Origin of the sequence: Paenibacillus sp. ALJ109b, from assembly GCF_010747435.1 — a bacterium.
GTDB lineage: Bacteria > Bacillota > Bacilli > Paenibacillales > Paenibacillaceae > Paenibacillus > Paenibacillus taichungensis.
This window is the reverse complement of sequence record NZ_JAAIFP010000017.1, coordinates 140273-160880: the sequence shown is the minus strand read 5'-3', so window position 1 is coordinate 160880 and position 20608 is coordinate 140273. Positions and strand designations below refer to the sequence as shown.

Sequence of the window (20608 nt, the reverse complement as noted above, 5' to 3'; positions counted from 1 at the left end):
GGATCGTGAAGCGAGATCAATAGCAGAGGAGGTATCCGTAGATGACAGAACGTATTCCGTGCATACGAGAGGAGTGCCCAAATACAATTTTGCCAGCAACGGCTGCCAGAACAGGTGGGTACTGCATGCCTTGCAAGCAGGAGATGGAACGTGAGGCACATCAAAGATACATTGAAGCCAATCGGCAGGATGTGAACTTGTATGAGGGAATCACGGACCCTGTGGAGATTTTGAAAATTATGCATACACGCCAGGTTCATGATCCGCTAATTCGTTATGTGGCATATGAGCATTCCAAAGAACAGGTATATCTGTCCTTGTCTACGGAGCAGCAAGCCCTCATGGTCGATTATGCGATGCAGCTGATTCGCACAGGGGATGACGATACAGGTAAAGATATTTTGGTGTATCTGGTCTGTTACCATGATACGTCGTTGTGTGCACAGATTCCTGAGCTGTTGGAGCGCGAAATCTACTACCCTGTCATTTTGTATAAGAGCGCCTCGGCTGAAGTACGTGATCAACTGTTGCAGCGGGTGAACACCGATGATGAGAATCGGAATAATCTGTTGCTCATGCTCGCCTATATTGGAGATGAAGTGGTTGTACGTCAGTTCCAGCAATGGAGGCAGTCTCCACCTCGCTGGGCAGATCAGCTGCATGTCGCACCAGAGCACTATACTACCGAAGCCGGTTGGGAGTTAACGAATAAAGGCCAGCGCAGGGATTTATTTATCACTCCAAGTTATTCACTCTATAAAGTAAAAGAAAATGAAGGGGCTGACGACACATCTATTGGCGATCCGATCTCCATGCTGTTGACCGGTGACGATAACTGTGAGTGGTGTGGCAGTCAGTTAACGACCTTAATTGATCTGGATGTACGGCATCCAGCACTGCAGGACGTTGCTTGGAACAGTGAGCGACTTCAAGTGCAGACTTGCGTTATGTGTAGCTGTTATGGTGTCGTTTATATGGAGATGGATTCAGCATGTGGACCGTGCTGGAGTGCGCATAATGTGATGCCGATGGGAGCGGATGATCTTGACCCGGATGACTATGTTCAGCTTGCACCGGATGCAGGCCGGCAGTTTCGGATTGCGACTGCACCACGTCATGCGTTCCATGGCAGTGAGTGGGCGATGGAGCCTTCTACATCCCAGATTGGGGGCCATCCCGGATGGGTTCAGGACGCGGAGTATCCGAATTGTCCATGCTGCTCTTCTAGGATGAGGGCCGTTGGACAAATGGACTGGAGCGAGGTTGAGGAATCCGGGGATGGCATGTATTACATGTTCATTTGCGAGTCGTGTCAGATGACGGCGGTATCTTATCAACAATCCTGATGAGGGAACTCTAATGATCTGTTATTGCATAGATGCGATTTAAATTGTATTGACAGCTGCATACCCAAAAGGGGCTATCCCATATGTATTAACATTCTAGGAAACCCCTTCGTATGATCAGGTCAACCAGATATATGCTGGTTGGCCTTTTTACTAGTTGCTAGAGCCGGTTGAAAGAAACTGAGACACCTTATATCCTCAATTCCAACTTAGAGTTCTGCCGATGCTTGTGTCAGAAGTGCAGCCAGCCACACATAGTCAGGCGTATCTTTTTCCTTGATCTTAATTGTTTTGCGTTCCGCTGGGCCTTCAAATATCCCATCTGGCAGCTCAAGTCCGGTTGCATTGAAGATCGTGAAGGATACTGCCGGCTTGGAAGGGGAGATGACCGCTGCATATTTACCGTTTTTCAGGAAATGAGGTTTCTTGTATTGCACACGTTCCTCTACTTCAGGGATGGACTCATGTACCAACTCCCGCAGTTTACTTGCAACCTGGGCTTGCCAGGGAACCGGGATCTGTTCGATAAAATCAGTGACTTCCGCATTCATATTCATGCTTGTCCACCTTCCACATTGATCTGATTGTGTGCTTCCCATTCCGGTCTTAGAATTCCCATCAATAAGCGATCATAGCGTTTTCCATCACGATACACGGCTGATCTAGCACGACCTTCCAACTGAAAGCCGACCTTCTCATAGGCACGGATACCCTTGGCATTATAGGCGATGACATCCAGACCGACCCGGTCCAAATTCAATTCATGGAAGGCGTACCGCAAAATAAGATTCAACGCTTCCGTGCCGTATCCCTTGTTGCGATGTTCTGCTAGTCCAATGCCAATGGCAAGTTGTCCACAGCGGTTGTTCCATTCAATGCTGTGAATGACAACGAATCCGATCAGTTGTTCATCCTCAAGCGTTCGAAGCCGAAAGTAAACTTCCTTGTCCTTCGTCTCGCCCTCATCTTCAAGCTGCTTTTCCGAAAATGGAATGGCAATATCCGTATCCACATTTCGCAAATACTCAGGATCTTCATTCCATTGCAGCATGGTCTGCACGTCTTCGGCACGGGGCGGAGTCATTTTCAAGCGTTTGCTATAAAACAGATTTTCAGTCGATAGTGTCATGATGGTCTCCTTTTCACAAATTAAGTTCGCTTCACCTCAGCACGACAATTAGCTATATGACTGCTACGCAATATTCTTCGCTCCTTTTGGTTTCAGATAGCCTCACTATAATGGAAATTTAAGGGTATCACAATAGACATTTCATTCGTGTTTTTGAAGTTGTTGTCAGGAAACCTGTCATGGTAGTACTATATAAACAATAGACATGTATTCAGTGATACAACAACACAACAAAATGTCGGCAGGAGTGGTAGATATGGAGATCAAAGTAGACGATTTGAGCGGTCATCAAGTCATTGGATTAATTGCAGAACATCTGCAGGGAATGGCAGCAGATTCGCCGCCGGAAAGCATTCATGCTCTGGATCTGGATGGGTTAAAGAAACCTGAGATAACATTCTGGTGTGCATGGGAAGCGGAGGAGCTGCTTGGCTGCGGTGCCATGAAGGAATTGAATTCGGAGCATGCAGAATTGAAATCGATGCGTACAGCATCAGCTCACCTGAGAAAAGGCGTAGCAAGACAAATCCTTGCCCATATTATCGAGGTTGCGAAGAATCGGGGCTATAAACGAATCAGTCTGGAGACAGGTTCGATGGATTCTTTTATTCCGGCGCGGAAGCTGTATGAGGACTTTGGGTTTGTATACTGTGAGCCATTTGCAGATTATAGTTTGGACCCGAACAGCGCTTTTATGACGAAGGAATTATAAAGGAAGTAAAACATAGCAGGGACAAAGGAAACCAGTATTCTGTTGCATACAGACGGCTGGTTTTTTACGTTTATTAATTGTTTTGCGAAGTGATGGAATGCAACAAATCATACATATTGGAGATCGCAAGAAGAGTAGAATGTATTCAAATGAACGAATTGGATTGCATACAGATTGCGCTGTCTCACTAAGGGGTATAAAACATAGGTCATGTGAGCATTCGTTTGGGATGAATTGGCCGTACGGAACTGCTGGGCTGAGGCATGGACAATAGGGTATACTGGACATTATGTTTATATAAACATGAAACAGAAATGCAGACGTTTTTTACATCAGGAGGACTTGAATTGGCTCAGACAGAAGGAACATTGCAGAAGAAACTTAAACCAAGGCATATTAGCTTTATGGCTATGGGCGGTGTCATTGGAACCGGAATTTTCAAAGGAAGCGCCGAAACGATTGGACTTGCAGGTCCAGGAGTTATTGTAACGTACGTTTTTGCAGGATTATTGTTACTGGTTGTCATGGCTGCGATGGCGGAGATGGCTACGGTATACAAGAACAAAAATATGAAAGACTTTGTGCAGGAAGCGTTCGGCAGCAGAGTCTCCTTTATCATGGGATGGATGTATTGTTTCCTCTGGTTGTCGGTATGTGTGATTGAGGTGATCGCAGCAGGGAGCTTTTTGCAGTATTGGTTCACGGAAGTGCCGCTGTGGGCGTTGAGCTTGGCATGTGCGGTGTTTATTATACTGATTAATCTGCTGAGTGTGGGCGTATTTGGGGAATTTGAATTTTGGCTGGCGGGCATTAAAATCGCCATGATTATTATTTTTATTATTCTTGGGGCTGGTCTGATCTTCGGGATCATTCCAAGTGACAACACGCCTTATCTGCATAATTACACGCAAGCAGGCGGGTTCTTCCCTAATGGATGGTCATCGATCTTCTCGGCATTATTGGTCGTCATGTTCTCTTATGGAGGATCTGAGCTTATTGGCTTAACCTTAACGGAGACGGAAAATGCGGACAAGGTGATGCCCAAAATTGTAGGGAACTTTATGCTGAGAATCATTTTGTTTTTCACGCTGCCGATTCTCATCATCTGTGGACTCATTCCGTGGAATGAGTTGGGGCCCGAGAGCAGTCCGTTTGTGCAGGTGTTGGCTTCCACAGGACTTCCCGGTGCAGCACATATTATGAACTTTATTTTGGTGACCGCCGTTCTGTCTGCTGCAAATTCCGGCATTTATGGCGCATCCCGTATGATGCATTCGATGGCGGTAGGTGGTGAAGCTCCCAAGGCATTATCACAAACGAATCGTAACGGCAGCCCGGTGAATACACTGCTGGTATGTGCTGTGATTCTGCTTGGGGGCTCCATGCTGGGGCTGTTCGCACAAGATCAGCTCTTCCGCGTGCTGCTGGCGGTTCCGGGGTTTGTCGTGATGCTTGTGTGGATTTGTATCGCCACATCACAGATGAAGCTGCGCAAGAGATATCCAGTACAACCGACATTTAAGGTGTGGGGATTTCCTTACGTTACTGGAGCTGCTGTGCTGTGTCTCGGTGTCATTGCAGTCATGTTTGTATTTGATGAAGGCAATCGTTTTAGCATCAGCATCTGTCTAACTGTACTCGTGTTACTGATTCTCTGGTCTCTAATTCGATTCAGGAAGAAACGTGGGCAAGAAGTTTAGTGTTTGTAGAAGAATCATAATAGCTATGCAGTAACAAGACATCTCAGCGTTCACGCTGGGGTGTTTTTTTTGAGAAAGAAAAGTTTTAATAGGGACTGATTTGAAGTTGTTATGTTATATTGTGGAAAAATAGGGGTAATACGAACTAGATAAAATAAATCGCCAGTAGCTACGAAATGACATGAGCTGCTTTTATAATAAAGGACCAGAAGTACGTTTGAATCTTACATAAATCATACTCCTCCCTTGGATTCATATAACAACGAATATATTTCGAACGAGGTACCACATGACGACGATAAAAGTAACCCCGGAACAGCTGTTATCAGTCTCCAGACAGTTTGAAGCAGCCCAAAGCCAGGTTTTTCAGATGAACAGTATCCTGAAACAACACTTATTCGAGATCGAAAGACAGTGGGATGGCAGCACGAAGGAGAAGTTTTATTATGATTTTACAGTGGCGCAGAAGGTCATGGATAACTTTGTTTCCTTGTCTCTGTCCATTGCGGAGGAATTACAGAGGTATTCCGAGAAATTCAGACTTGCAGATCAGCAAGCTCTGCAATCCTATGATCCAAGGTGCGCACCACCACCGCCGGATGAATGCAGGGCACCAGCAGCTGATACACGTAATGCTTTTCAGAAGTCTGCCGACAGTTTGGTCGAATTGGGACAAGCCTTTATGCAATCTGCGGATGATCGATATCAAAAGCGTTATGATAGTGTAGGTGGATTTTTGGATTACTGGACGTTCGGAATTCCGAGTGGGCTGGTTCAGGGCTATGTGGACCGGGCAGATAAAGCCTTCAATTCCCCCACTGACACGGCCAACTGGCTTACGTTCGGCATTCATGGCACAATCCGGGAGGCTGCCTTCCCAACCAATGCCTGGTCCAGTGAACACTGGGCGAATATGATTGGTATGGGAGGGCTAATGGTTGGAGGTGGGTATGCTTCCACGATGATTAAGCCGCATAATCTGCTGACTTCATCAGGAGGCGGTGTGAAAATTAATGCCTTTAACCGTCCTCCGGGTACAGGACAAATGACGGGTGGTTTTAATGGTTTTCAGGATAAACGTCTTCATGTTATGGAGAACATTGCCGAGAGCAAAAAAGCGAGAGAATCATCTAATGTGAATGTTTATTTAGAAAATGAAAGACTGCTCTCAAAAAGTATTCAGGAACATAAATTGAATATGAGCACAATTTTTGATAATGAGGGTAATTTCAATCTTGCTGAAGGAGTGCTGAATGATGGGAAAATCAATGAGAGTTATTTGAAAGGATTGGTTCCTCCTGGAGGTTTTAATAAATTCAGACCCGATCCTGGAATCATAGAGGAAGGATTCAAGTATAATTTTCTTCATGAGAATAAGAAGATAGAAGTAAAGTGGCATTCGCCACAGCAAAATTTGCAAGGTATATTGACGGAAGAAGAACTTTTGACGAGTAATTCATATAATGGATGGAGTGCACAAATTAAGATTGGTAAAAAATACTTAGGTACAGACGGTAGTCTATATAGAAACAATCAGCAAAATATAACTCATATACCTATTAATATTGGAGGATAAATATGAAACTTTCGGAGATTAAAAATTTACCTGATGTTATGTCGAAAGAATCTTTAGATAAATATTTTGTAGCTTATTTAGATAGGATTGAGAACGCAGAGAGTTTGGACAGCATTGAAATTTTGGAATCACTATCGGAATTAGCTGATAGAAAGGTGTATACCCACGAATTGTTGGAGTCTACTTTAAGAGCAAGAGTGGATCATATTGTACAAAAACTGTGGGATGTTTCATCGGCTGAACTAGTCGATAATTATGCCTATGTTGTTGTAAATCTTAATCTGATAAAAAGTTATGAGATAATGAAGTCAGCTTTAAACATGGAGTTGGATAAGCAGATTAGGGAGATCATTAAGGAGACTATTGATGAAGTGGGAGAAGACATAGATGTTCCTTATAAGTCGAACTGAGATATAAGTATTAGATCACTCTACAATATAGTTAGATGTGTTTCTTATTTAGAGGGAAGGAGAATAAATACTTCTATATGACAGATTGTCAAACCAAATGCGACAGTTCCTCTATGAAAGATTCGTAAGTGGTTCTCCAACCCAAGCATTCTCGTGGTCTTACTGGACATTCGGTATTACGAGTGGTCTGGTTCAGGGGCATGTAGACAGGGCGGATAACGCATTCAACTCCCCCAATGATGCTGCCAACTGGCTCACGTTCGGTATACATGGCATGATACGTTGCTTTGGACGAAGCACAAGCCAGCATAAGAGCAGCGAGGTTTGCACCAGAATTAACTTCTGTAGAGAGAATGACACTACTTAGAGATGCAGTAACGAGATTAAAAAACGCAGATCTCCGTGTACAAGATGTGAAGAATGAACTTTATATTCAACACAGATAGAAAGGATGTTAAATATGCATAAATTGATGAAGGTTGGAGATGTTTTTGAATCATCCGAATATGGCACTATTTTAGTGGGTATCAATCCTGATCTTGATGACCTAAGCCATGATCAGATCAAAAAGCGAATCCATAATCATATTGTTGTTCGAACACCTGACAATAAGGAATTTCCAATAGATGTGGTTTCTGTACAAATCTCAAGTTCATTAATGAATAAGAAGAGCATTGGTATATGCGTTGGTAATTCAATAAACCAATCTGAAATCCCTATTAACTCAGTGGTGTATACAGATATCTCTTAATGGGTTTAATTGGAACACACTGGCGCTAGCCCCAGTGTGTTTTTTATACCAAAATTGTACTTCAAGCATTGGAAGTCATAACTGATCCAACTCAATCGCCTGTCTGAAGCGTTGGGCAAATCGCTCTGCGGCTACCGCAACCTCCTTGGATTCGGTCTGTACGAAGCCGATTTGCATTTTAGGTTGATCGATGGAGGCGATCTCTACCATTTTTGCAATGCCTTCTTTCCATAGCGGATGTTGGTAGAAGGAAAAGTCATGACCAATGGTGGCGGCAATATTGTTTCTTAGAACGGTGCTGATCGCTTCCGAGTTGTTCGTTTTGAAGAGGATGGACAGAGGGCCATAATCATACGTGAACTCCTGCAGGAAATCTTCGATAAATCCATCACGATACAGAGCAAGCTTATGTTCTTTTAATTGTTCGGGAGTAACCCGGTTAAGCTTGGCTAGTTCGGATTGGTGATGAGTGCATACGACCAGTTTGCCTGAATACATAGGACTGAAATGCAGTCCGTCGAACTCCCGCAATTGTTTGGCGTAGATGGCGATGAAGCCCAGGTGGGTTCTGTTGTTACGGATGTCCTCGATAATTTCCATGGAACCTTTCTCTTCAATGGCAATATTCAATTGAGGGTGCTCGCGTTTCATATCTGCAGCAGTCTGAACAAGGTAAGGCATCACACTTGGAAAAGTAGCAACATGCAGGTCTCCGGTTAACGAGGATGTCTCGGCATTCAGTGATTTCAATTCATCAATTCGCTGCAAAATATCGAGTGCCTTGGCAATAAACTGTTTGCCTTCAGGGGTGGGGAACGTCCCATGGCGCGAGCGTTCGAACAGGATCATACCCAGCTCATTTTCAAGTCGATGTACAGATTGGCTGATTGCCGACTGAGTGACATGCAGGTGCTCCGAGGCAGCCGAGAACGATTGGGTTTTGGCAATTTCAACGACATATTCAAGTTGTTCCAGATTCATGGTTTCATCTCCGTTTTAGCATTAGTACAAGTAATATTAACATTAGTATCTATAAATATGAATAATACGTGAACAGCGATATAATTAATAGACAGTAGTTGAATCTCAGGTAGACAAGATAAACCAAAGGGGATGTATCTTATGAAAGCAGCAGTATGGTATGCCAAAAAAGATGTCCGGGTCGAAGAACGGGAAATACCGGTAGCCCAATCAGGACAAGTGAAAATTAAAGTCGAGTACGCAGGAATCTGCGGCAGTGACTTGCATGCTTACCATCATGGCGTAGGCATTCAGGAAGGGCAGAACCACCCGCTTTCAGGACAGAAAGCGCCGCTGACACTTGGTCATGAGTTTGCAGGAACCGTCAGTGAATTGGGAAGTGATGTAAGCGGTATCAGTATAGGGGAGCGTGTCGTTGTTGAACCGCTGTATCATTGCGGAAAGTGTGAGTACTGTATTCAGGGACGTTATAACCAATGTACCGAGTTCGGATTTGTGGGACTGAACGGTGATGGAGGCTTTGCTGAATACGTTGTGGTTGAGGCGTATATGGTGCACAAATTGCCAGATAACGTCTCCTTTGAAGAGGGCGCACTGGTTGAGCCTACAGCGGTAGCTTTCCATGCGGTTCGCCATAGCAAATTAAAAGTAGGTCAGAAGGTTGCTGTGTATGGTGCAGGTCCGATTGGATTGCTGACGATCCTTTCAGCCAAAGCTGCTGGAGCTTCCACGATCTATGCAGTCGATGTATTTGAAGAACGCTTGAATTTGGCTGCCAAGCTGGGAGCCATTCCGGTGAATAGTGCCAAAGTTAATGCCACTGAAGTGATTTTGCAGCAGTCTGGCGGAATAGATGTAGCATATGAAGCGGCAGGTGTACAGCCAACCATGGATAGCGCTGTAGCCGTGATCAAAAAAGGTGGAGAAGTTGTTGTCATCGCAGCAATTCCGAATCCACTTCAGGTGAATTTCTTCGACCTGTTAGTGAAAGAAGCGAACCTGACAGCAACGCTGGCATACCGTCATATCTTCCCTGAAGTCATCTCTTTGATTGCTGAGGGAGCACTTGATGTGAAACAGGTGATCACCAGAAAAATCAAGCTGGACGACATCGTTCAGGAAGGACTTGAGCTGCTCATGACCGACAAGAGCCATGCGAAAATTTTGGTGGAAATCGGCAGTTAATAGTATGGAAAATGGAGCGAATAGCATTTGCTGCTCTATTCCGATTCTTTAGCTCAGAATAACGCTAAAAAGGGATACCCTCCGTCATATTAATGACTTATGGGCATCCCTTTTTGTGTTATCCAAGCTTATTACCATTTGCGAGAATTATGAATCATAACGGTAGCAAATCGCTTTGCCTCCACCACTTTCGGAACTGAATTCCGGGTCTTCTACAAAACCGAAACGTTCGTATAATCGGATCGCGTTGACCATCTGGCCTCCCGTATATAAATACACCGTATTTTTGCCCATGTCTTTGGCAGATTCAACACATTGTTGAAGCAATTCTCTGGCAATACCGTGACCTCTCCACTTGGGATCAACGCCCAGCAGTCGAATAAACGGATAATCAATAGGCAACTCGAAGCTCGGGTAAGCTTTATGCGCAGTCTCAAACAATTGGACCGTTCCAACAATCTGATTATCAATTTTGGCAATCCATAATTGCTTGATATAAGGATTGCTGGGAGATTCCCGAATGTCCTTCAAATAATGTTCCCATTGTTCCTGTGTTTGGAACGTGTCCCGGTACTCGGAGTAACTTTCAATGAGAATATGTACAATTTCTTCATGGTCAGCTTCTGTAGCGGGATGAATCGTTACTGCCGTTGTCATCTCAAGTTCTCCTTCTGATCTTGGTTTGATAAGAGATATAGTTGACTTGAATTGTATCACACCTGATGGTACTGGATTCATTCAAATTTTCTATATATGACTCATGAAATTCTATGAGTTGGTACATCCGCACAAGCACATCCAAGGTTCGTACGTATAAGGTTCATTATAGGCGGTTGAGCTGTGTGGAATACAAATTATTGCGATATTCGGTGGGTGTATTGCCTTCGTATTGTTTGAACATGCGTAGGAAGAGTTTGTAATCCGAAAAACCGCATTGCCCCGCAATTTCTTTCACACTGGCATTGGTATTGAGCAACATTTGCTTGGCCCGGTGAATCCGTTCCGTGAGGATATAGGTTTTGAGCCCAATGCCTTTCTCACGTTTTACCATTTTGGAGATATAGTCCTTGTTAAAATTAAAAGTCTCGGCAATCTTGCCAACCGTAATGTCGGTATGCAGATGAATATCCACCCACTTGCAGATGTGGTCGACGATCGCATTGTGCGGCCGATAACCCGCCTGTGTGTTGCGTTCCAGTTCTTTGAGCAGCAGCAGCAATGCTGCGTCTGCTTCTTCCGGTGAGAACGATGAACTATGCAGCAATTGCTTGAACAGCTGATTGGCGGTGGACGGAACCTGAATAGTCGCATGGGTGGGATACTGGTCGAACTCTTTCTCAATTGAATCATAATGAACCCAATAAAAGCTGACGGGGGCATCGCTGACCTGATAGCCATAATGGGTGCGTCCAGCCTTCAGAAACAGCAGATCATTTGCACAAACCACGAACTGCTCGTCCTCCTCCGCAATGTACATCTCGCCTTCCAACATCAAAATGACCTCGTGAACAGGCATGCTGCGCTTCATGTGGCTCCAATTGCCTTCGGTTATGAACTTGCCGCACAGGTAATGTTCCAATGTCTTTTGCATAGGACGGATTTCTCCACCTTTTCTTGGATTATGAGTCTGATGTAGTTGTATTTTATTTGATAATATGAGGATATTCAAGGCCTGTATGAAGAAATAGCGCAAGGGACCCATGAATTACAACACGGATTTTACCCTTTGTATATCTATAAAAGTACTTCTAAATATCCATTACATACCGAGGAGGAGCGAGCAGAATGATTGAAACCAAAAAGGGATTTCTGGGACCTGAACATGTAGATCTGTTAAATGGCGTTTTTCAAACGTCACAGGAAGTTGGAGAAAAGTATTTGTTATCACTGGACATTGATCGTTTTCTGGCACCGTGTTTTGAGGCCCATGGGTTACCGGCGAAAAAGGAACGATACGCGGGTTGGGAGGCACGCTCGATTAGCGGACATTCCCTCGGACACTATCTGTCTGCCCTGGCTGTGACCTATCAGGCGGCAGGTAATGAAACGTTAAAGCAAACGCTGGACTATGCCGTCAGCGAGCTTGCATCCATTCAACAGCATACAGGTAGCGGGTATGTCGGCGGCCTGTCCGAAGAAGCTTTCCGTATTGCATTTCGGGCAGAACACATTGGTGGTTTTAACATCGGTGAATATTGGGTTCCATGGTACAGCGTGCACAAGATCTATCGCGGACTAATTGATGCATACAAATTAACGGGTAATCAACAGGCCCTTGATGTGGTAACACAGTTTGCGGATTGGGCGGTAGAAGGTCTGAGCCCGATGACCGAGGAACAGATGCAGGTCATGCTTCAATGTGAACACGGTGGGATGAACGAAGTATTTGCACATTTGTATGGAATCACCGGGAAGTCTGTATACCTTGAGATAGCCAACAAATTCACACATCAATTAATCCTCGAACCGTTGGAACACAAACAGGACGACCTTCAGGGCAAACATGCGAATACGCAGATTCCGAAAGTCATCGGTGCAGCCGAAATCTATAACCAGGACCATAACCACGAGAGCTACCGTACAGCGGCGGAGTTTTTCTGGGACACTACGATTCATCATCGGTCTTATGTATTTGGCGCAACGAGTATTTCGGAGCATTATGAAGCGAAAGGCATGGAGAGTCTGGGCATCAAAACCGGAGAGAGCTGCTGTACCCACAACATGATGCATCTGACGAAGCAGCTCTACACCTGGAATCCCGACAGTGCCTACATGGACTATTATGAAAATGCGATCTACAACCACATCCTGGGCACACAGGACCCGGACACAGGGAACAAAACGTATTTTGCATCAACACTGCAAGGCCACTACAAAATCTACGGTACTCACGATACCGCCTGGTGGTGCTGCACAGGATCTGGCATGGAGAACCCAGGCAAATACGCCGAAGCGATCTATTTTGAGGATGAACAGGATCTGTACGTTAACCTGTATATTGCTTCCCAGTTAGACTGGAGATCGCAAGGCATATCACTGAAGCTCGAAACCGACTTTCCTTATTCGGAAAAGGTAACCCTTACGATCACCGAAGGCAGCGCCTCGGCCAATCTTAGACTACGTGTGCCCTCATGGCTGCAGGAGCCCATGACGGCAACAGTCTACGGGGATACGGCCCATTCGTATACACGGATGGAACCCGGATACCTCGACATCGAGCGCACATGGACCGCTGGTGATGTCATCACCATCACGCTGCCAATGTCGCTCCACCAATACACATCCCGGGATGATGCACACAAGGTGGCATTCCTGTACGGCCCGATTGTACTGGCAGGGGCTCTGGGGAGCAAAGGGCTGCCCGAGGATACCATCGTGGAGGAAACGGCACTGAATCCCAAAACTGCACCTGTACCTGTTATATGGACAGAGCAGGAGGATGTGCGCGAGTGGATCAAGGTCGTAGACGCAAGTACGTTGACGTTTGAGATCAGCAAGGATGTTACATCGGACGGCAATCCGGTGAGGCTGATCCCGTTCTATGATGTGCATCATGAGTTCTATACGGTCTATTGGCCGTTTAACGATGAAGGGGATGCACTGGAGAAGGAATTGAATGATATCACCATCGACAGGGTGCAGCCTGACGGTCAGCAAGATGAGATTGGACATCATCTGGATAGCAATTGCCGTGGAGAACATCATAACGGTTCATATACAGACAGCCGCAACAAGCTACATATGTGGCGAGAAGCATTTGGTGTCAGCGGAGCTTACTTCAGCTATCAGCTGGCGGTGGATGGTTCTGCACCGAACTATGTATGCGTGGCATACTGGGGCGGGGATCATTCTCCTTTTGAACGGGAAGGAACACGGCATGAGAGAATATTTAATATCGCCGTCGATGGCCATGTGGTCGGAGAACAGCGAATTCATATGAACAAGATCGGCGAAGTATTCTATGTTACCTATGATGTCCCTGAGAAGCTTACGTCAGGCAAAGACAACGTTCGAGTTGCATTCCAGGCGTTGGACGACAACGGATGTGCCGGGAAAGTGGTAGAGGTACGTACAACGCGCAGCAAACCGGAATCTATTTTTTCGTAGAAGAGGCATTGTATGAAATTGGGCAAACACAATGTTATAATAAGAGCAAAATGCTGATTAGGTAAAAGAGGAGGTTGGAAGTGTGGCAAAACCGGATAATAAAGGCACCTATAGTTTTCAGGATTGGTTAACTTGGGAGGGGACTTGGGAGTTAATTAACGGCAAAGCGTTCAACATGTCTCCAGCCCCCACCTCATTACACCAGTTTATTGTGGGTGAGCTGCACTTCTCCTTGCGTACTTTTTTTCAGAATCGGAAATGTATCGTATTTGTTGCTCCCTTTGACGTGTATTTCAGTGAGAATGAACAGTATGACGTACCTGATCATGTTGTCCAACCGGATTTATCGGTGGTTTGTTCCAAAGACCAAATATCCAAAAACGGCTGTCAAGGTGCGCCGTCTCTAATCATAGAAGTACTTTCTCCTTCAACTGCGCTGAAGGATTTTAACGAGAAGTTTAATCTGTATCAGAAATATGGTGTGAATGAATACTGGATTGTTGACCCTGGCAATCAGACCGTTCATGTGTACACATTGGAAGAAGGCAGTTACCAGAACCGTCAACTGTACACGGAGCAAGAAACGATTCAATCGGTGTTATATCCGGAACTGGAGATTCCGCTTCGAAATTTATTCAAGCTGAATTAGATATGACAATATCATCATCACTCCGGCGTTGGGCGCCGGGGTGTTTTTTTGCTTTTTATCGAATAAGCCCTAAGTAAAAAATGACACGCACAGCAAATTTCCACGTATTACCTGATAACATTTCTTTTTCCGCCACCGATTGTTCAAGGGTGCCAGGCTCATTTCCCAGAGGTTACAAAATCTTATCCACGTTGTCCCTCTAAAGATGAAATGGGATAAGCCCAAGCCACGTATATTATGAATATCCATATTAATCCACCCGAATGCGGCAACATCATGTACAATGAAATAAAGTTCCAATGGTAAATATCGACATAAAGGTCCAACACATAGCGCGAAAGGAGGTCTGATGATTTACATGATAAAGTACATAAAACTGCTGGGGCTGATCTTCGGCGTTGTGGTCATGAATGTTCTATTGTTCTCACCAGGATTCATCGGACTGGAGTTTGGCGGGGGAGCATTTACGACAGCGCTCTCGGTGACATTTCTGTTCGGCAGCGTGATGGCGCTCTTCTATGGAAGCTACACCTTGTTGTTCAGACAGCCAGTAGTCTTGCCCGTGAAGAATATCGAAACCCATGAAGATTATGTGGAAGCGTTATCCTTTTATCGACGAATTAAAGTACTTGAGGAAGATATCACATTGGGATTATCTCAACTAAGCCGCATGAAGAAAAAGAAAGAAACCCTCCTGAACGTGCTGAATCAGCGATTTGATCCGGGGGAACTGAGTTACAAGAAGTTTGCTTCGGTCACCCTCGAGGTGGAGAAGCTGTTATACCTCAACATCCGAAGTGTACTTAACCGACTCAATGTGTTCGATGAAGCGGAGTACGCCAGCCTGATGAAGTCCAAATCCGCAACACTTCCCCAGAAGCTTTTTCAAGAAAAGACCAAAGTATATAACGACTATCTAAGCTATGTGAAAAACTCGCTTCATACCAATGAGGAAATTCTTTTGAAGCTCGACCAATTGATGCTGGAAATCTCCCGCCTGGACAGCTTTGAAGCAGGAGATATTGAACAAATGCCATGTATGCAAGAAATTGACCAATTAATCAAGCACACCAAATTATACAGACAGTGAGGGGTTGTACGTATGGCTAAGAAGGGAAAGTTTTTTTTCATATCGATCGTGATGCTGGTACTCGTGTTTGGCCTCGTATATGCAGGGATTACGCTGACGTCGAACGTTGGTAAATCCAGTACACAGGTAACGACAGAGAATGCAGGCAAAGAGTTAGGCAAGCTGTATGCGGACATTGCGCCGGCAACGGCTGAACCCGTGAAGGGACAGATTGATCTCGATCCGGTGGATGTGGCTGAATCACTGCCGGACATCTCCAAATTTCCGATCACGGTCGAGAATACAACGAATGATTATGTAGAGATCTTTTCTTCCATCGAAAAGGCGGGAACCGGAGCAGATGGCTGGTTAACCGAGGTCACCGAAGAGTTCAACAAGGCTAACATTACCCTTGGCGGCAAACAAGTTTCAGTGAAATTACGTAATATCGCATCCGGTACGGCTGCTGATTATATTAAGTCTGGTAAATATGTGCCTGATGCGTTTACCCCTTCGAATGAGTTATGGGGCGAGATGGTAGCTGCAAGCGGAGTAAAGACAGACCTGGTATCCAAAAGACTGGTGGGGAACGTTCCTGGTATCGTCATCTCGAAAGCCAAATATGATGCGCTGGTCGACACGTACGGCTCGGTTAATGTAAAAACCGTGACCGAAGCAATTGCCAACAATGAGCTCGCGATGGGGTACACCGATCCATTTGCCAGTTCAACGGGGCTAAACTTTCTCGTGACGGCACTCAACACATACGACAGTTCCAATCCGCTTGGAGAGAAAGCGATTGAGGGTTTTGAGAAGTTCCAAGCGAACGTACCGTTTACGGCGTCCACAACCATTCAGATGCGTGAGGCAGCTAAGTCAGGCCGATTGGACGCATTTGTACTGGAGTACCAGACTTACGTAAACACCGCAGATCTGAAAAGCGGATACGTCTTTACACCTTTTGGCGTAAGACATGACAGCCCGCTGTATGCACTGGGCCAATTGCCGCAGAACAAGCAAGAGATCATTAAGAAGTATGCGGAATTCGTAACCCAAGCGAAGTATCAGCAATCGGCTGAGGAATTCGGCTTCAACGGCTTGCAGGATTACAAGTCCGAATTGAACACAGTGGATGGTGGCACTTTGTTGTCTGCTCAGAAAGTTTGGAAAGAGAAAAAGAACGGCAGTAAACCCATTGCAGCCGTATTTGTAACCGACGTATCCGGGAGTATGGACGGCGAACCGCTGAACCGACTCAAGGAATCATTGCGCAAAGGCCAGAAGTTCCTGGGCACAGATAACAGTATCGGCCTCGTCTCCTACTCTAGTGGAGTAACGGTGAATCTGCCAATTGCCAAGTATGATACGAATCAGCAGTCGATGTTTGTTGGTACGGTGGATAGCCTGCAAGCGGGTGGCGGTACGGCAACCTTCGATGGGATCGTCGTGGCGATGAAGATGCTGGAAGATTATATGGCTACCAATCCAAATGTGAAACCACTGATCTTTGTCCTAAGTGATGGAGAGACCAACGAAGGTCATACACTGAAGGATATTCGTGATCTGGTTGAGACGTACAAAGTGCCAATCTACACGATTGGTTATAACGCGGACATCAAAGCTTTGGAGAGCATCTCCAGCATTAACGAAGCGGCAAGCATTAACGCCGATACCGACGATGTGGTATACAAAATCGGTAACCTGTTCAACGTGCAGATGTAGCACGGGGACTGCACTCGAAGTGACCTAATGTAAGGTTCATTATTCCATTTTATATAGCACGTAATTGAAGGGGGAACTTGGATGTCGTTTTCGATGGAGATACCTAGCCAGAAGGAAATTCAGAAGGTGATTGAGGAGGAAATAAAGCCTGTACCTGCCGAGGTGGCGGAACTGCAGCAAGTCGCAAATGCCAATGTGGAGATGATTATGACACTGGATCTCGAATCGTTGGAGAAACGCAAGGAGATTCTGCAATCCATTGACGGCTTTGGCATGAACACGATGAGATCCTCTTCTGAGAAAAACGCGTTGCTTCAAGTCTCCGTTGGACATCTGTCCAAGACGGGAGATGAGGGCGGTCAGGTCGCGAAAGGCTTGACCGAGCTGCATATGCAACTGAAGGATCTCGACCCTAGCGTGGTCGACTTCGCCAAGACCGGATTCCTCGGCAAATTGTTTAATCCGCTGCGGGCTTATTTCCTGAAGTACCAGAAGGCTGACGCGGTTATCGCCGATATTGTGACTTCGCTGGATAAAGGCAGATCGACCTTGAGAAACGACAATACTACACTTGAGATTGAACAGCAAAATCTGCGGGAACTCACCAAACGATTGCAGAAGGAAATTCAGCTTGGAGTGCTGATGGATGAGTCGATTGACGCACAGATCGAAGCCGCCAAAGTACGGAATGAGGACCCGGAGAAAGTCCGTTTTATCACGGAAGAAGTGCTGTTCCCGCTTCGTCAGCGGGTCATGGATTTACAGCAAATGCTGGTGGTGAACCAGCAGGGCATCATGGCGATTGAAGTTGTCATCCGCAACAACAAGGAATTGATCCGCGGTGTGGATCGTGCCAAAAATGTAACGATCTCGGCATTGAAAATTGCCGTTACCGTCGCGAGTGCACTTTACAATCAGAAGATTGTATTGCAGAAGATTGAACTGCTTAATCGGACGACCAACGACCTGATCGCAGGTACGTCCAAAATGCTGAAAGATCAGGGCATTGCCATCCAGAAGCAAGCTTATGAGGCCAGCATTTCCGTTGATACGATGAAGCAGGCCTTCACAGATGTTCTTTCCGCGCTCGACTCCATCAGTCTCTATAAGCAGGAGGCCTTGCCACGGATGCGGGAGACCATTAATCAGTTCCGTGAACTGGCGGATACCGGGGAGCAGCAGATTCAGCGGTTGGAGAAAGGGCAGAAGCTGGGGCTGTAGTTTGAAAGGCAGTCGGAAGGTAATAGTGGAAGTTTCGGGCATGACCTCGAATAACGGTTGAACACAGATAAGCTCTGGTTCAACCGTTTTTTTTTTTTTGCTTTTCTGCTGATTAGGTCAAATCACGTTGAACATGGAGGACATAGGGGATCAGCAGAAGAAGCAGAGCCAGTGAAGCTATCAGGGCAAGCAGCAGGCTTCCTTGGGTTAATAGCAGTGCTCCCAGAGCTGCACCGATCACAAAAATAACCCAGGACAGAGCGAGTACTGCCCATTCGGAAGCAGGAGCCTTACCCCGAACGGCTTTGGCCAGTGCCTGTCCAATACCGAATAATGTGCCTGTCACAAATCCTTTGCCCACATCAGCATGTGCAACCATCTGGTGCATAGTGTTTTGCATACCCATGGCAACGGCAATCGGGAAAAGCACGCTCTGGGTATGGAGGAACAGCAAGAATACAATGGCACCGGCAAAAAGCAGGGATTCAAAGCCCAAGATGCCCGCCAGTCGCCATTTTCCCGCTCGATCTGTGATCAACGTACCGATAAAGGCGCCTACAACGAATAAAAAAATGACCAGACCTATATTCGTTAATACAGCGGCGTCTCCTTCAAATAGCGCGATACCAAGCTTGGTACTGTTACCACTCATGAAAGACAGATAGATTTTCCCCAGCTGCAGATAGCCGACCGCATCAATGAAACCGGAGATCAGCACAAGCACACATGACAACAAAAGCCGGGAAAGACCCGGCTCCAGTCGTTCTACGGTATGTCCCACATGTTTACGATCACTGGTCGAATCGGAAGCAGAAGCCATGATGTCCAACCCCTTTTCCATGATAATGGATTGGTTCCGTGATATAAGACAGAAGGATCATTATTCCAAATCTATATTCAATAGGTACCTGTAGTAGTTGAACTATGACTTCGATTTATTCGGGTCCGGTGCGATAAAAAGAGTATCCTTCGGAAGCTGTTCGGCTTCCGCTTTGGACATTTCCAGATTCGTGGACAGCACATCATCCGGATTGCCTGCGAGCCACTCGCTTAGATCAATAGCTTCATAATGTCCGCTGTTGAACCCAATTAACACACGGCAGACCTCATCTCCCGTATTTTTGATATAGTGACCTGCACCCATTGGCGCATAACCCACATCACCTGCTTCGAATTGCTCTGTCACGGCATGACCTTCTGCCAGAAATACTGTCATTTCGGCAGTGCCGCTAATGTAATACTGCCATTCGTCGGCGTTTGGATGCCAATGCATCTCTCGTAATGCGCCTGGTTGCAGCTCGATCAATGATCCGGCCATCGTGGTGGAGATGGGGAAATCTTCGACAGTAACCGTACGCTGTGTTCCGCCGCCTGGCGCACGTCTGGGCTGCTTGGCATGCAGCGGGTATCGGTGGGGAGTCGTCAGCTCTGAATTGCGGCGATAGGTTCCAGAAGAGGAACTGTCATTAGGGACAGGCCCTTTGACGAAGTAGGCTTCGCCCTGAGGCAATTTCGCTGCACGCTCCGGGGTAATCCCAAGATTCTGGGCAACAATGTTGTTTGGTGTATGAGACAGGAAATCGGTAATGCTGAACGTGTGATCTTCCGAGAAATCACCATTATCAAATATCAGAATAAAATGACATTCGTCCGGTCCCAATCCCTGAATGGAGTGTCCGTAACCACGTGGGAAATACCACACATCTCCTGGCTCAAATGTATCAGTGTACGCATGTCCGTCCGGATGAATGACAGTGGTGCGGCAGGAGCCGCTGATCACATAAGCCCATTCTGCCGCATTGGCATGCCAGTGCAATTCACGCATGCCTCCCGGTTCCAGGCGCATGGATACCCCAGCTATCCCAATGGACGCAGGAAAATCCCGAACGGAAGCACCGCGGGTAATACCGCCTGGGCCTGTACGGGGTTCTTTTTGTTCGAGTCGATATTTGAAAGATGTCATAATGATTCCTCCTCATATTATATTAGGTACACATGTAAATAGTTAAATATGGCGTTCATACCTTTTACCCATATTCTGAGAAACTAT

The 20608-nt window shown here is 45.9% G+C and carries 20 protein-coding genes; 13 read left to right on the top strand and 7 right to left on the bottom strand.

The window, feature by feature from the left end; translation table 11 throughout:
* Window positions 1-41 precede the first annotated feature (41 nt).
* Window positions 42-1346, top strand: coding sequence for a DUF1963 domain-containing protein (locus tag G3352_RS18505; RefSeq protein ID WP_163758668.1), 1305 nt, complete (start codon window positions 42-44; stop codon window positions 1344-1346).
* A gap of 209 nt (window positions 1347-1555) precedes the next feature.
* On the opposite strand, the gene G3352_RS18500 is transcribed toward G3352_RS18505, so the two are convergent.
* Window positions 1556-1897, bottom strand: a complete 342-nt coding sequence (locus G3352_RS18500; RefSeq protein ID WP_163758773.1) for a DUF1801 domain-containing protein — start codon at window positions 1895-1897, stop codon at window positions 1556-1558.
* A 2-nt stretch (window positions 1898-1899) separates the two neighbouring features.
* A complete protein-coding gene (locus G3352_RS18495) occupies window positions 1900-2475 on the bottom strand; it encodes a GNAT family N-acetyltransferase (protein ID WP_163758666.1) in 576 nt (191 codons plus the stop codon).
* Between the two features lie 256 nt (window positions 2476-2731).
* Here G3352_RS18495 and G3352_RS18490 point away from each other — a divergent pair, with 256 nt between their 5' ends.
* The 6 genes from G3352_RS18490 to G3352_RS18465 all read left to right on the top strand — a co-directional run bounded on the left by G3352_RS18490 (window position 2732) and on the right by G3352_RS18465 (window position 7624).
* The gene (locus G3352_RS18490; RefSeq protein WP_079694988.1) at window positions 2732-3187 is read left to right on the top strand and encodes a GNAT family N-acetyltransferase; all 456 of its coding nucleotides are present in this window, start codon (window positions 2732-2734) and stop codon (window positions 3185-3187) included.
* Between the two features lie 347 nt (window positions 3188-3534).
* On the top strand, window positions 3535-4887 hold the full coding sequence (locus tag G3352_RS18485; RefSeq protein ID WP_275898439.1) for an amino acid permease: 1353 nt from the start codon (window positions 3535-3537) through the stop codon (window positions 4885-4887).
* 289 nt (window positions 4888-5176) lie between these two features.
* Window positions 5177-6463, top strand: a complete 1287-nt coding sequence (locus G3352_RS18480; protein ID WP_163758664.1) for a WXG100 family type VII secretion target — start codon at window positions 5177-5179, stop codon at window positions 6461-6463.
* 2 nt (window positions 6464-6465) lie between these two features.
* A complete protein-coding gene (locus G3352_RS18475) occupies window positions 6466-6873 on the top strand; it encodes a hypothetical protein (protein WP_163758662.1) in 408 nt (135 codons plus the stop codon).
* 85 nt (window positions 6874-6958) lie between these two features.
* On the top strand, window positions 6959-7240 hold the full coding sequence (locus G3352_RS18470) for a hypothetical protein (RefSeq protein WP_163758660.1): 282 nt from the start codon (window positions 6959-6961) through the stop codon (window positions 7238-7240).
* 93 nt (window positions 7241-7333) lie between these two features.
* Window positions 7334-7624, top strand: a complete 291-nt coding sequence (locus G3352_RS18465; RefSeq protein ID WP_163758658.1) for a hypothetical protein — start codon at window positions 7334-7336, stop codon at window positions 7622-7624.
* A 75-nt stretch (window positions 7625-7699) separates the two neighbouring features.
* Here G3352_RS18465 and G3352_RS18460 read toward each other — a convergent pair whose 3' ends face one another.
* Window positions 7700-8605 (bottom strand): LysR family transcriptional regulator, encoded by a 906-nt coding sequence (locus G3352_RS18460; protein WP_163758656.1) that lies wholly within the window; start codon window positions 8603-8605, stop codon window positions 7700-7702.
* A 141-nt stretch (window positions 8606-8746) separates the two neighbouring features.
* Between G3352_RS18460 and G3352_RS18455 the strand changes: the two genes are divergently transcribed.
* Window positions 8747-9790: a 2,3-butanediol dehydrogenase gene (locus G3352_RS18455; protein WP_163758654.1), complete on the top strand. Its 1044-nt coding sequence runs from the start codon at window positions 8747-8749 to the stop codon at window positions 9788-9790.
* Window positions 9791-9937: 147 nt separating this feature from the next.
* Here the strand turns inward: G3352_RS18455 and G3352_RS18450 are convergent, their stop codons facing one another.
* Complete coding sequence (locus G3352_RS18450; protein WP_063566024.1) at window positions 9938-10447, bottom strand: GNAT family N-acetyltransferase; 510 nt, start codon at window positions 10445-10447, stop codon at window positions 9938-9940.
* A 166-nt stretch (window positions 10448-10613) separates the two neighbouring features.
* Window positions 10614-11381 carry an AraC family transcriptional regulator gene (locus G3352_RS18445; protein WP_163758652.1) on the bottom strand — a complete coding sequence of 256 codons (768 nt, stop codon included), beginning with the start codon at window positions 11379-11381 and terminating at the stop codon, window positions 10614-10616.
* A 194-nt stretch (window positions 11382-11575) separates the two neighbouring features.
* On the opposite strand from G3352_RS18445, the gene G3352_RS18440 reads away from it, so the two are divergent.
* The 5 genes from G3352_RS18440 (at window position 11576) to G3352_RS18420 (ending at window position 18558) form a co-directional block, all read left to right on the top strand.
* The gene (locus tag G3352_RS18440) at window positions 11576-13897 is read left to right on the top strand and encodes a beta-L-arabinofuranosidase domain-containing protein (protein ID WP_163758650.1); all 2322 of its coding nucleotides are present in this window, start codon (window positions 11576-11578) and stop codon (window positions 13895-13897) included.
* Window positions 13898-13979: 82 nt separating this feature from the next.
* Entirely contained in the window at window positions 13980-14546 is a 567-nt protein-coding gene (locus G3352_RS18435) for a Uma2 family endonuclease (protein WP_163758648.1), read from the top strand.
* A gap of 358 nt (window positions 14547-14904) precedes the next feature.
* A complete protein-coding gene (locus G3352_RS18430) occupies window positions 14905-15636 on the top strand; it encodes a hypothetical protein (RefSeq protein WP_063566066.1) in 732 nt (243 codons plus the stop codon).
* Window positions 15637-15648: 12 nt separating this feature from the next.
* Entirely contained in the window at window positions 15649-17337 is a 1689-nt protein-coding gene (locus tag G3352_RS18425) for a vWA domain-containing protein (protein ID WP_163758646.1), read from the top strand.
* Window positions 17338-17418: 81 nt separating this feature from the next.
* Window positions 17419-18558: a toxic anion resistance protein gene (locus G3352_RS18420; protein ID WP_163758644.1), complete on the top strand. Its 1140-nt coding sequence runs from the start codon at window positions 17419-17421 to the stop codon at window positions 18556-18558.
* A 112-nt stretch (window positions 18559-18670) separates the two neighbouring features.
* On the opposite strand, the gene G3352_RS18415 is transcribed toward G3352_RS18420, so the two are convergent.
* Both G3352_RS18415 and G3352_RS18410 read right to left on the bottom strand, forming a co-directional pair.
* A complete protein-coding gene (locus G3352_RS18415) occupies window positions 18671-19378 on the bottom strand; it encodes a YoaK family protein (protein WP_163758642.1) in 708 nt (235 codons plus the stop codon).
* Between the two features lie 102 nt (window positions 19379-19480).
* On the bottom strand, window positions 19481-20521 hold the full coding sequence (locus tag G3352_RS18410) for a cupin domain-containing protein (RefSeq protein ID WP_163758640.1): 1041 nt from the start codon (window positions 20519-20521) through the stop codon (window positions 19481-19483).
* Between the last annotated feature and the right edge of the window lie 87 nt (window positions 20522-20608).